Origin of the sequence: Janthinobacterium glycogeni (assembly GCF_051380725.1) — a bacterium.
Classification (GTDB): Bacteria; Pseudomonadota; Gammaproteobacteria; order Burkholderiales; family Burkholderiaceae_D; genus Janthinobacterium.
Map to the genome: position 1 here is coordinate 343,319 of NZ_JBNYXP010000001.1, position 11,867 is coordinate 355,185.

Below are 11,867 nucleotides of genomic sequence, written 5' to 3' on the forward strand. Positions count from 1 at the left end.
CAGCCTGGTCACCGCAGGCGTCACGCTTCCGGCGCCGTCCAGACCAGGTTCCACAGGTGGCCGTCGATATCCTCGAAGCCCTGGTCATACATGAAGCCGTGGTCTTCGGGCGGATGCGGTATGCGGCCCCCGGCGGCGGCGGCCCTGGCGATCAGGCTGTCCACCTCTTCCCGGCTTTCGCAACTGAGGCAAATGACGATTTCATTGCCCTCTCTTGCATTCGCGACGGGCTTGTCGATCAGGGACTGGAAGAACGGCTCGGTCGTCAGCATGGCCTGGATGGCGCCATCGACGATGTGCATGAACGCCGCGTTCTCGCCGCTGAAGCGGGGATCGAAGGCAAAGCCGAGAGCGGCAAAGAAGGCCCTGGATTTGTCCAGGTCCTTCACGGGCAGGTTGAGGATGATCTGTTTGTTCATGGCGCTTCCTTGCTTCCTGGGTGAAGGTGGAATGGGCAAGCGGTGCCTCCTCCCTGCGACGGGTGATGGCATACCCAATTGACACGCTGGCGAAAAAATCGTTCCTCCAGAATATCCATCAATCATAAAGGAAGGCGCAGACTATGCTCAGGTCTTGCCCTCGATGCCGGCGGCGGCGCTGGCACGGGCCAGGCTCGAGCGCGCGCCAGCCACTGCGCGCAGGCGTTCTTCCAGGTAGGCGCTCACGCGCGGATGCTGGCTGAAGGCGACGTTGAAGCGGATGTGCTGGTCGGGCGTGTCGTTGGCCGAGAACGCGGCGCCACGCATCAGCAGGATCTTGTTGCGGTAGGCGTCCTGCACCAGCAAGTCCACGTCCAGCCCTTCGGGCATGCTGCCCCACAAGAAAATGCCGGCGTCGCCTGGCTGCTCGAACAGCACGCCGGCCGCGCTCAGCTGCCGCGTGCTGGCGTTGCGCGCCACCATGATCTTGCGTTGCAGCCGCTCCAGGTGCTTGCGCAGGCTGCCGGCCTTGAGCACTTCCAGCAGCACGTATTCGTTCAGCGCAGGCAAGGTCATGATGGAATGGATCTTGGTGCGCATCAGCGGCTTGAGCAGAGTGGGCGCCGCGGCCAGGTAGCCCATGCGCAGGGCCGGGCTCAGCGCCTTGCACAGGCTGGAGTAGTAGATCACGCCGTCCAGTCCGGACAGCGACGCCAGCCGCGTGCTGTGGCCCGGCTGGAAATGGCCGTGCACGTCGTCTTCGGCGATCAGGAAACCATACTGCTGCGCCATGATCAGCACCTTGTGCAGGTTGGCGGCGCTGCTGCTCCAGCCGGTGGGATTGTGCAAGGCCGTCTGCACGAACAGCAGGCGCGGACGGTGCGCGCGGCAGGCGGCATCCAGCTCGTCCAGGTCGAGGCCATCGGGACGGCGCTTGATGGGCACCAGGCGCACGCCGTCCTGGCGCAGCCTGCCGAACATCAGGAAGTATCCGGGGTCTTCCACCAGCACCGTATCGCCGGGCTGCAGGAAGGTGCGGCAGATCAGATCGATGGCATGGGTGCCGCCGAACGTGGTGAGGATGTGGCTGGCGTCCGCCGCGATGCCGATACCGCGCATCAGCAGCGCGATCTGCTCGCGCAGTTCGGCCAGCCCTTGCGGCGGACAGCGCGAAGCCATGCCGGCCGCGCTGCGCGCCAGACCGCGTTGCACGGCGGCCGCCGGAAGCGCGTCCTGCAGCCAGGTGGGCGGCAAGGCGCCGCTGCTGGCCAGCAGCACGCCCGGCCGCTGGTCGTTCACTTGCTGGCTCAGCCAGACCGGCTCCTGCTCCTGGCCCGCTTCCAGCGCCACCTCGTCGGGAATGGCGTGGCCGGCGTCAGCCGGTGCGCAGACGAAGAAGCCTGTCGTGCCGTGCGTATCGATGACGCCGGCGGCCACCAGCCTGTCATACGCCACCACCACGGTGTTGGTGCTTACCGCGAGTTGCGTGGCGAGCTGGCGGATCGACGGCAGCCTGGTCCCGCCAGGCAGCACGCGTTGCGCGATCTGCTGGCGCAGTGCGGTCTCGATCTGCTTGAACAGGGCGATGGGTGAGGAGCGGTCGATGGCGAACATGGCGCAAGTCTAGCGTAAAAACATCACGGCGAGGACCAGCAGGACGGCGCCCATCGTCAGATTGAAGATGCGCTGGTTGCGCGGCGCTTTCAGCACGCTGCGGATCGACACGCCGAACAGCGCCCACATGGCGTTGCACGGCGTGCCCACCACGGTGCCGATCACGGACACCAGCAGCGCGCCGGCGAACATATTACCCTGCGCAGGCATGAAAACCGACGCCATGGTGACCGCCTTGAGCCAGCTCTTGGGGTTCAGCGCCTGAAACAGCGCCGCCTGCGCCAACGACACGGCCTTCGGTGCGCTGCTTCCCGCCACCGAGGCGCCGGCCAGCTTCCAGGCCAGGAACACCAGGTACAGCGCGCCCGCGATCCGCAGTAGCTGCTGCGCCATCGGGTACGCGACAAACACGCTGCCCAGCCCCACGCACATGAGCATGGTCTGCACAAAGATACCGGCCTGGATGCCGAGGATCACCGGCAGCGCACCGCGATAGCCGAAATTGGCGCCGGTGGTGGCCAGCATGACGTTGTTCGGCCCGGGGGTGGCGGACATCACAAAACAATAGCTCATCAGGGGCAGGAGTTCGATCATGGCGGGCATTCGCAGCGTGGAGAAGGCCCCAGTCTAGAAGCGCGGCACGGCGGCGACAAGGCACAAGGCGGCGCGTACAGGCACATGCTGTATCAGTCGGGCGACTGCTACAGCGGCGATAAGGGCCGCCCCGCCCAGGCCCCTGCCACGACCCATCGGGTTCTCATATGCCAGGAGCCATGCAGCAAAACTGGGCTAGCGGCGGCGCTTTACCCCAATGGCACCGTCCGCTTTCGCCCCACTGCGGACGTTCAGGATTTAGCTAAACCGCTTTCTGACCAGCGAGCGCGGGCAAGTCGTAGAGCCTCAACAAAGTCAGGCAAGTCAACCCACGTCTTCTCTTCCATGTGTTCAACCCATCCGTGCCCGTCGTTGTCTTCCCATACTCGGCGGCCCTCGATAACATATTTGCCATCACGAGCCTCAATCCCATAACTTGTGACAGCCCATTGCCGCCCCTTCCAATAGACGGGTTCGTGGAGCGCCTCTCCTGTAACGGGGACATCAGTTTTTGACTCGTAGGCTGGCGGTTCCGTTGTCTGAAGCGCCCGTGCGGAAAGCGCCTTAAGTTCGCTCTTTGTTGCCATCGGTGTTTCTCCTTTTGTGTTTCTAGTTGAGCGTCTGCTTCTGGCCGGTTGCCGTCATTGGCAGGTTCCGCCAGATACCGGACGGTCTGAGTGATTCAGTGCACGAAGTTGCTGCCTTCGAAACTAGCAAGAGGTTGGGGCCGGTGCACGAAGTCCTCTGACTGCCATTTACGGCGTCGTCGCCGTGTCATCCGGACAGCTGACCTCGTCCTCTGGCGTATATAAAGTCATCGGCACGCGCTGGCCATCGACTTCCAGCTCGCGCACTTTCGGCGGCACCAGCTGGAATTCACCCGCCTGCAATTTTTCGCGCAGGGACTTGCAGCGCAGGGCGTCCGTGGGGATTTGCCCGCGCGCGGTCCAGCTGCCGTCTTCCTTCTCCGCCAGCAAGACGGATGAGGCGCGCGGGTCATTGCTGATCAACAGCACGTCCTGCTTGCCGTCGCCGTCGAAATCGAGCAGATACGCATCGCACTGCGGGCCTGCCCGCTTCAGGCAGGCGGGCAGGCGCCAGGCCGGGCTCACTTGCGTCCAGTCCTGGCGCAGGAAACTCTCCGGCAGCTTCGCCGTGGCCGGGCGCAAGGTCAGGTTGATCGATACGTCGCTCAGCGCACCCGTCTCGTCGAGGCGGTTCTGGCGTTTGAGCATGGCCTCGGCGCGGGCCCGCACGACGGCCGCGTCCGCTCCCGTCGTGCGTTTGCTCAATTCCTGCAGGGCCGCCTGGCCATAGCGCGCGCCCTCGAAGCGCAGGTATTCGAAATCGAACTTGTCCACGCCAACCTTGCCGCTTTCCAGGCGCGCCATCTGGCTGGCCACGGAAATGCGCGCCGGGTCGGCCAGCGGCGAGAACAGGGCAAACAGCACCAGCAGGGTAACAAAGGCGGTAGCCACGTTGACGTTGGCGATCAGGTGCAGCCAGTCGCCGTACTTGCTGGCCGCCCAGGCATAGCCGGCGGCGTAGCAGGTGGCGATCAACAGGCAGGCGGCGGCGATCAGGCGGTCGGACGTCCAGCCATGCGACATCACGCGCAGGGTCAGCGCATAGATGGCGATGCCCACCACCCACGGCAGCAGCAGGCAGGCCAGACGCGTGCCGAGGCGGATGCCGCGCGCCACGCCATGGCCCACTTCGCCATTCTGGAAGGCGGCATTGATCAGCACCACGAGCACGCCGGCCATGCCCAGCAGCACCGACGCCGCATGGCGCGTTGCCCACAGGCGCTCGAAGCCGATGAATGGCAGGGTCAGCAGGAAACCGGAAACGAGCACGGCGGCGATCGGCACCAGCCACGACAGCAGCACCAGCAGCAAGGTGCGGATGCCGCGCACGATGGATGGGCGCACATCCGTGATGTGGATGGCGAACGAGAACGCGAAGCAGATGACGGGAATAACGAACCAGGCCTGGCCCAGCAGTTTTTTCAGGAAACTGAGCTTGATCAGAAGGAACAGCTGTCCGCCCAGCCACAGCACCAGCCACAGGCCCAGCACGAACAGCAGGGAGAACAGCAGCTGGATGCCGAGCTTCCAGGCGATTTCAAAATAGGTGGGATAGCGGGCGATGCGCTGGCCATCCTGGGCGCTGGCCAGCACCAGCGCATGGGCGATATAAAAGCCGACGACACAGAAACCGAACAGCTGGGCGGAAATGACGCGCAGGGGCGCGCCCGGCTTGTAATTACCCCAGATCACGTGTTCGGCGCCGCGCGCCACGTCATGCCAGGCCAGCACGGCCATCACGACAGCCGCGCCCGCCATCCACAGGGCGATGCGCTTCACCGACATATGGCCCAGGCTGGACACCAGCAGGATGGGCAGCAGCAAGCTGATCAGCATCAGAGGCCCCAGCAGGTAGGCTTCCGTGGCGGGCCACATCTTGTCCTGCGCCGTGCTGTACAGCCAGTACAGCAGCAAGCCTTGCAGCAGGCCCGCCACCAGGCGCGTTACCGCGATGCGCGGCGCCACCACCGGATCGAGCAACGCCATGTTTTTTCCTGCGGCATCCTGCTGCATAGTCATTCCTTTAATAGTCGTTTATTGCTGTAAAGCACGGCCATTATTGCATTTCGTTATATTCATCTCAACAGCGATTCGTGCGCGCGCCCTTCCCGCCCGCCTCCGGGCCGCGCAGAGGCAGGCTTTGCGCGACGCCCCAGGCCAGTTCCGGCACGAGGAACAGCCACAACACGGGCTGGCCGGTCACCAGCAAGGCCCACGCCATCCAGGTCGAAAACAGGTAGCGCGCCGCCGCGTCATAGCGGCCGAAGCGCGGCTGCGGGTCAAGCATGCGCAGCACAGACCAGACCATCACCACGCTGCCAAACAAACTGCTGACGAGCAGATGCAAGGGCTCGAAGAGAGGCAGCGGCGCGCCGCCCAGGCCCACGTTGAGGGCGTTCAAGTGCTCGCGCAGCAGCAAAAACGTCCACGGCGTGGTAAACGGGGCCGTCATGAGCACATCATAAATGGCGCTGGCGCGCACCACGCGGCGGAAGGCGGAAACGGACAACATGGGAACTCCTGTCGATGGAAAGCGCCCATGATCGAGCTTGGAGTACACTCCATGGTCAAGCATTTTATGAAAGAAAAGAACCATGCAGATCGGCGAGATGGCGCAGGCGACAGGCTTGAGCCGCGATACCCTGCGCTTCTATGAAAAACGCGGCTTGCTGCGCGCGCGGCGCGGCGCGAACGGCTACCGCGACTACCCGCCCGAGGCGGCCGACTGGCTGCGCTACCTGCGCACGGCGCAGCAGCTGGGCTTTACCCTGGCCGAAATCGAGGCCGACATGCCGCTGCTGGCGGCCGCCGGCGATCCCGCCACGGCGGATCTGCTGCGCGCGGCGCTGGCGCGCAAGCTGGGTGAAATCGATGCGCGCATCGATGGACTGACGCAGTTGCGCGGCGAACTGGTGCGGCGTATGGGGGCGGCAGCGGCGGCCTGCCCCTTGCGCGGAGATGCCGATGCGAATCCCTAAATGCTGGCCACCGGCGGCGCGCAGGCCACGGAACCGGCCTGCGGCGACTTCCTGTCCCGGCTGGGCAAGAAGCGACGCCTACGCACAAGACCCCTGAACGACAAAAAACCGCCTGGGCATGGCCGCAGGCGGTTGATATGGAGCAGAAGCGGATTTACTTGGCGGCCTTGCGGCGGCGCAGGAAACCCATCAGGCCCAGGCCGGCCAGCAGCATGGCGTAGGTTTCCGGTTCCGGCACGGCGGCCATCACGGACACGTTGTCGATGACGGCGCCCGAGTAATTGTCGAATGGCGTGCCGGCCTTGGCAGCGCTGGCAAACGACAGGGTCGCCAGGCCGGTGGAAGCGGCCGTGAAGCTCAGGGTATTGCCGTACAAGGTGTTCGAGGCGGCAGCCGTCGAATAGAAGTTCTGCGCCACGCCGCCGAAATTGACGGCCACGCCCTGGCCTGCCGGGCCGCCCGAATTGCGCGCCATGTCAAAGCTCAGATTGTAAGTCTGGCCGGCAACGACATTGAAATTTTGCGACAGGAAACCAGGACCAGGCGTGCCCAGCATATCGATGCTGTAGCCATCGATGGCGTTGTACGCATTGCGGATCAGGTCGACGGAGCTGGCGCCCACGGTCCAGCCCGTGATGGCCGAAGAACCGCTGTTGACGACATGGAAACCGCTGGAAAACGTGTAGCCGGGGGCAACCGTTTCAAAATTGCCATTCGTGATCAGGTTGACGGGGCTGGCGCTGGCGGTGCCTGCGGCAAACAGGGCGACAACTGCTGCGATGGTGGCGATTTTCATGATCTGATTTCCTTGCTTTATTGATATAAAAGTTTCCTTAAGTGAAATCATATCTCAGCCGTGATAAAAATCAAAGAACTTTGCAGAAATATATTGAATGTAGATAATTTGCAACGCTTTCAGGCGAGCTATGCAGTCAATCGAGTTCGTGTCGCGCCACCAGGATGCCGTCCGCATCGGCGTAGAGCCAGTCGCCCGGATGCACGGCCACGCCGCTGAGCTGCACGCGCACATCGCGCTGGCCGGCGCCCGTCTTGTTGCTCTTGCGCGGATGCGTGGCCAGGGCGCGCACGCCGATCTGGCAGACATTGATTTCCTCGCTGTCGCGGATGCAGCCATCGACGACGATGCCGGCCCAGCCATTGCTTTCGGCCAGCACGCCCAGCTGGCCGCCCACCAGCGCGCGGCGCAGGCTGCCGCCGCCATCGATCACCAGCACATGGCCCTGGCCCGGCGTTTCCAGGGTGCTGCGCACGAGGGCGTTGTCCTCGAATACTTGCAAGGTGGTGGCGGGCCCGCTGAAGCGCACGCGCTGGCCGAAAGCACGGTACACGGGCGGCAGCACGGCCAGGGTGCCATCGTCGAGCATGGCCGCATAGTCGTCGCACAGGTCGGTGGTGGCAAAGGTCATGGGGATTCCTTTCGTAGCAGATGGCAACGATTCTATGCCTTTTGCAGCGCCGCGGCACGTGTTTTGCCGCCCACGCCCACGGCCGTGGCAATCGCCAGCGCCTGGAATACGCCGATGAAGACGAACAGCAGGGCCGGATGGTCGCCATCCATCAGCGCGCCGAAGAACAAAGGCCCCACGGCCAAGCCGCTGTCGAGGCCCGAATACACGACGCCGTACACGCGCCCGGTGGCATTCTTCGGCGCCGCCGCGCGTATCATCAGGTCGCGCGATGGCCCCGCCACGCCCGAGGTCAAGCCGATGGCGCCCATCAGCACCACCGCGCCCCAGGCCGGCACGACGGCCATGGACAGCAGCACGGCCAGCAGCGCGGCGGCGGAAAAGGCGATCGCCACGTTGCGGTCCGGCTGCTTGCTGCGCGCGCCCACCACGCCGCCGGCCAGCATGCCCACGGCCGAGGCCAGCATATAGGCCGTGTAGGCGCTGGTGGCCAGCGCCAGGCTCATGCCGTACAGCTTGACGAGGGCCACGCTGGCAAAGCTCTGGATGCCGCCCAGCGCGATGGCGGTAATGAAGAAGAAGGCAAAGCACATCCAGACGGCGGGCAGGCGCAAAAAGTCCAGGGTGCCCTCGCCGCCGGCCACCTGCCCCGGCGCCGCCTTGTTGAGCGGCTCGGGGCGGATCGCGTGGCGGTTCAGGAACAGGATCAGCAGCACGCCGAACGGCAGCACGGCCGCGCATTGCAGCGCGATTCGCCAGTCATAATGGGTGGCGACATACGTCATGAACAGGGGCGCCAGGGCCCAGCCGATGTTGCCGCTGATGCCATGCACGGAAAAACCGTAGGCCACGCGGGCTGCCGAGACGCGCTGGTTGAGGATCGTGTAGTCGGCCGGATGAAACACGCTGTTGCCCATACCAGCCAGCATGGCGCCCAGCATCAGCGCGGCATAGCTGTGCGCGGTGGACAGGGCCAGCGCCGACACGCCCAGCAGAAAGACGCCGGAAAACAGCACGGCGCGGGCGCCGAAGCGGTCGACGACAAAGCCGGCCAGCGCCTGCCCCACGCCCGAGATGATGAAAAACACCGTCATCAGCAGGCCCAGCTCCGCATACGACAGGTCGAATGCGGGTTTCAGCCAGACGAACAGGGCCGCGAGGATCAAATGGTAGAAGTGCGACACGCCATGCGCCAGCCCCACCAGGGCGATGACGCGCGCATCGCTGCGCAAGGTTGGAAGTTCGGATGCTGAGTTAGTTGTTATCATGTCATACCCTGTCTTATACTGGTGAAGCTCAAGTGTATGCAAAATATCATCGTCTGTTTTCCGACAGGACGACATAATTTATCGAATTAAGGCCAAGCTGATGGGTGTACCTATCCTCCACCATACCCGCATGTGTCCGCCGCGGGAAGCGCCCAGCGCGACCATCCCCGTGACCATGATCGCGCGCGACCTGCAACCCGATGAATTCTTGTTACCGCATACCCACCCCTGGGGCCAGGTCACGATGGCGCTCGAAGGCGTGCTGCGCATTACCGCCAACAACAGCAGCTGGGTGCTGCCGCCCATGCGTGCCATCTGGATCGCGCCCAACGTGGAGCATGCCGTCACGATACTGGAAAAAACCCGCTTGCGTCCCCTGTGCATCCATGCGGCGCGCGCGCCGTTCGCGGGCCAGGATTGCAAGGTGCTGGAGGTGTCGAACCTGCTGCGCCAGCTGATCATGGCACTGGAACAGCTGGATCCTGGCCAGGAGCCGGCGCGCGAAGCGCTGCTGGCCGAACTGATCCTCGATGAATTGAAACGCTCGGCCACGCGCCCCATCCGCGTCCCCTTGCCCAGCGACAAGCGCCTGAAGACCCTGTGCGACAGCCTGATCGAGAAACCGGGTCTGAATCAGACCCTGGAACACTGGGCGCAGCTGGTCGGCGCCTCGGAACGCACCCTGGCGCGGCTGTTCGAACGCGAATTAGGCATGAGTTTTGGCCAGTGGCGCCAGCAGGTGCGCCTGGCGCACGCGGCGCCCCTGATCGCGCGCGGCGTGCCGCTGTCGCAGGTGGCCGAAGAACTGGGCTACGCCAGCCAGTCGGCCTTTTCCGCCATGTTCAAGAAGACTTTCGGCAGTTCGCCGTCGGCATTCTTCGCCCAGGGCGACAGAATCTAGCCAACTGGCAAGCGCGCCGATACAGCGCTCAAGGCAAGACGCAGCGCCGCAGACAGTACGCTGCGCCGCCATGGGCGCTTTAGCGGCGCGCCCTTAAGCCATGAAGTCGAACAGGGAGTTCTTGCCCGTATAGCCCGGCAGGGCCGAGTTCGTTCCCATCTGTTCCTGGGCCGAATAGGCTTTTATCAGCGCCTGTGCCTGGGCCGTCAGTGCCTTGGCCAGCACGGCTTTCTTGTTGGTCAGCGTGGTGATGTCCTTGCCGACCGTCTGCACTTCCTTGCGGATGATGCTCGTTTCGCCTGTCAGCTCGCCGATCTTGCTGGAAAACTGGTCGGCCACGCCCTTGCCGTTATTCGTGAACATCTTGCTGACGGCGTCCGGATCGGCGGCGATGGCGGCCTTGAGTTTTTTATCGTCGAGCACCAGTTCTCCGCTCTTGCCCAAGGTCACGCCAGCGCTGCTGAGGATGGAGGCGGGCACGCCCGTGCTGGCCGTGCGCAGCACTTGCTCCATCTGCGAACGCACCTGACCCAGGGCGGTGTCGGATTTCAAGTCGCCCTGCTGCAGGCTTTGCAGCTTGCTGTTGAGTTCATTGTAGGCCGTGACGAAGCTGGCCACGTTGGTCGCGATCTGGCTGCTGTCCTTGGCGATGACGAGATCCGTCGTGCCCTTTTTCTTCAATTCGATGGTGGCGCCCTCGACCGCCGTCGTCAGGGTATTCGTGGCGCTCTTGATCTCCTTGCCGTCGACGGTGAGCAGCGCATCCTGCGCGGCGGCCGTCTGCTGCAGGCCCTTGCCGGCGCCGGGTGCATAGCTGAGCAGGTTGCTGACGGCAGCGTCGCCGGACACACTGATGCGCATGCTGCTGTCGGCGCCGCTCTTGCCATTGATGGCCAGCGAATAGCCATCGGCGCCCTTCACCACGCTGGCGTCGACGCCCTGCTGCTTGAGCGCGGCGGCGATACCGTCAAGGCTATTGTTGCTGCTGTCAATCGTCAGCGAGATGACCTTGCCGCTGCCGGGCGTAAATTGCTTGCCGTCGGCCGTGCCCACTTCGATTTTGAGCAGCGCCGGGGCACCCGTGCCGATCGCCGCGCTCGACGATTTCTGCGCGCCGCTGAGCAGGGTCTGCCCCTGCGCCAGCTGCTTGACGTTCAGCTCATGGCTGCCGCTGACGGCCTTGTCGGTAGTGGTGGCGCTCAGCACATCCTTGCTGCTCGACGTAGCCGACGTGGCCAGGCCGCTGCCGGCCATGTTCTTGGCCACGGTCTGGAATTTTGCCAGCGCCGATTGCAGCTGGCCCAGGCCCGAGAATTTGGCCTGGTCGCGCGCCAGGCTGGCGTTGAGCTTGACGACGCCCGTGTTCTGCGACTGCATCTGCCGCTCCACCTTCGCATATACGTCGGCCGAGATATTGCCCTGCGTCGTCTGCTGCGTATTATTGGTGTAAGCCCTGCTGTTGATGGTCGAATTAAACATGGTAGGCGTTCCCGTCGGATGTATGGTCATGGCACACGGTTCAGGTCTTGACCGTGCTGCGCTGGAAACGGACGGCAGGCGCGCATGGCGCGGCGGCGTCCCTCTTCTGGTTGATAATTATGCAGTATTACCGGAATATCAAAACAGCGAACAGAACAGGTTTTTCCTGACTGCAAACCCATATGCACCATTTTAGCGCATTTCGCCCGCAGCGCTCTCCGGGCGTGCCTCAGCGCATGAATCGCGAAATGGCGCTGCTGACAGCCATGTCCAGCTGCAGGAAAGTGAGTCCCACCTTGAAACCTGCACTGCTGAAAATACAGTGCGAGACGGACACGCGCGCCTCAATGATGTGTGCCGCGCCATCGTAAAACAGCTCGAACAGCACCTTGCCCTGCTTGCCTGTCGGCAGCGGTTCCGCGATGACGGCCGTCATGCCGCCCGGCCCCACGTCAAGGGTGCGCGCCGCCACGGGATCCGCGCCGTCCATCACCAACATTGCCTTGGCACGCAATATCTTGCGTGCGCCCTGCCTTTGCTCAACTAACACTATATTCCGCTTCTCTATTAATTCATTGTCGACGCGAACTCGCTACGCGA

General features: G+C 63.8%; 12 protein-coding genes and 1 pseudogene. 2 read left to right on the plus strand and 11 right to left on the minus strand.

Going from position 1 to position 11,867, the window contains the following annotated elements:
- Positions 1-20: 20 nt before the first annotated feature.
- The 6 genes and pseudogenes from ACQ4W4_RS01610 to ACQ4W4_RS01635 all read right to left on the minus strand — a co-directional run bounded on the left by ACQ4W4_RS01610 (position 21) and on the right by ACQ4W4_RS01635 (position 5,726).
- The gene (locus ACQ4W4_RS01610; RefSeq protein WP_436540518.1) at positions 21-419 is read right to left on the minus strand and encodes a VOC family protein; all 399 of its coding nucleotides are present in this window, start codon (positions 417-419) and stop codon (positions 21-23) included.
- A gap of 147 nt (positions 420-566) precedes the next feature.
- Positions 567-2,033, minus strand: coding sequence for an aminotransferase-like domain-containing protein (locus tag ACQ4W4_RS01615; protein WP_436540519.1), 1,467 nt, complete (start codon positions 2,031-2,033; stop codon positions 567-569).
- A gap of 9 nt (positions 2,034-2,042) precedes the next feature.
- Positions 2,043-2,627 carry a LysE family translocator gene (locus tag ACQ4W4_RS01620; protein ID WP_436540520.1) on the minus strand — a complete coding sequence of 195 codons (585 nt, stop codon included), beginning with the start codon at positions 2,625-2,627 and terminating at the stop codon, positions 2,043-2,045.
- 251 nt (positions 2,628-2,878) lie between these two features.
- Positions 2,879-3,214, minus strand: coding sequence for a hypothetical protein (locus tag ACQ4W4_RS01625; RefSeq protein WP_436540521.1), 336 nt, complete (start codon positions 3,212-3,214; stop codon positions 2,879-2,881).
- 168 nt (positions 3,215-3,382) lie between these two features.
- Positions 3,383-5,029: pseudogene (locus ACQ4W4_RS01630) on the minus strand (DUF4153 domain-containing protein); the annotation flags it as partial.
- A gap of 265 nt (positions 5,030-5,294) precedes the next feature.
- Positions 5,295-5,726 (minus strand): hypothetical protein, encoded by a 432-nt coding sequence (locus ACQ4W4_RS01635; protein WP_436540522.1) that lies wholly within the window; start codon positions 5,724-5,726, stop codon positions 5,295-5,297.
- 82 nt (positions 5,727-5,808) lie between these two features.
- Between ACQ4W4_RS01635 and ACQ4W4_RS01640 the strand changes: the two genes are divergently transcribed.
- On the plus strand, positions 5,809-6,192 hold the full coding sequence (locus ACQ4W4_RS01640; RefSeq protein WP_086139308.1) for a MerR family transcriptional regulator: 384 nt from the start codon (positions 5,809-5,811) through the stop codon (positions 6,190-6,192).
- Between the two features lie 154 nt (positions 6,193-6,346).
- Here the strand turns inward: ACQ4W4_RS01640 and ACQ4W4_RS01645 are convergent, their stop codons facing one another.
- The 3 genes from ACQ4W4_RS01645 to ACQ4W4_RS01655 all read right to left on the minus strand — a co-directional run bounded on the left by ACQ4W4_RS01645 (position 6,347) and on the right by ACQ4W4_RS01655 (position 8,887).
- Positions 6,347-6,988 (minus strand): choice-of-anchor C family protein, encoded by a 642-nt coding sequence (locus tag ACQ4W4_RS01645; RefSeq protein ID WP_436540523.1) that lies wholly within the window; start codon positions 6,986-6,988, stop codon positions 6,347-6,349.
- Between the two features lie 136 nt (positions 6,989-7,124).
- Positions 7,125-7,619: a ribonuclease E activity regulator RraA gene (gene rraA / locus ACQ4W4_RS01650; RefSeq protein WP_436540524.1), complete on the minus strand. Its 495-nt coding sequence runs from the start codon at positions 7,617-7,619 to the stop codon at positions 7,125-7,127.
- 32 nt (positions 7,620-7,651) lie between these two features.
- Positions 7,652-8,887 (minus strand): MFS transporter, encoded by a 1,236-nt coding sequence (locus ACQ4W4_RS01655; protein ID WP_436540525.1) that lies wholly within the window; start codon positions 8,885-8,887, stop codon positions 7,652-7,654.
- A 100-nt stretch (positions 8,888-8,987) separates the two neighbouring features.
- Here ACQ4W4_RS01655 and ACQ4W4_RS01660 point away from each other — a divergent pair, with 100 nt between their 5' ends.
- The gene (locus ACQ4W4_RS01660; protein ID WP_436540526.1) at positions 8,988-9,788 is read left to right on the plus strand and encodes an AraC family transcriptional regulator; all 801 of its coding nucleotides are present in this window, start codon (positions 8,988-8,990) and stop codon (positions 9,786-9,788) included.
- Between the two features lie 93 nt (positions 9,789-9,881).
- Here the strand turns inward: ACQ4W4_RS01660 and fliD are convergent, their stop codons facing one another.
- Both fliD and ACQ4W4_RS01670 read right to left on the minus strand, forming a co-directional pair.
- The gene (gene fliD, locus ACQ4W4_RS01665; RefSeq protein ID WP_436540527.1) at positions 9,882-11,267 is read right to left on the minus strand and encodes a flagellar filament capping protein FliD; all 1,386 of its coding nucleotides are present in this window, start codon (positions 11,265-11,267) and stop codon (positions 9,882-9,884) included.
- 229 nt (positions 11,268-11,496) lie between these two features.
- Positions 11,497-11,817, minus strand: coding sequence for a PilZ domain-containing protein (locus ACQ4W4_RS01670; RefSeq protein ID WP_436540528.1), 321 nt, complete (start codon positions 11,815-11,817; stop codon positions 11,497-11,499).
- Positions 11,818-11,867 lie beyond the last annotated feature (50 nt).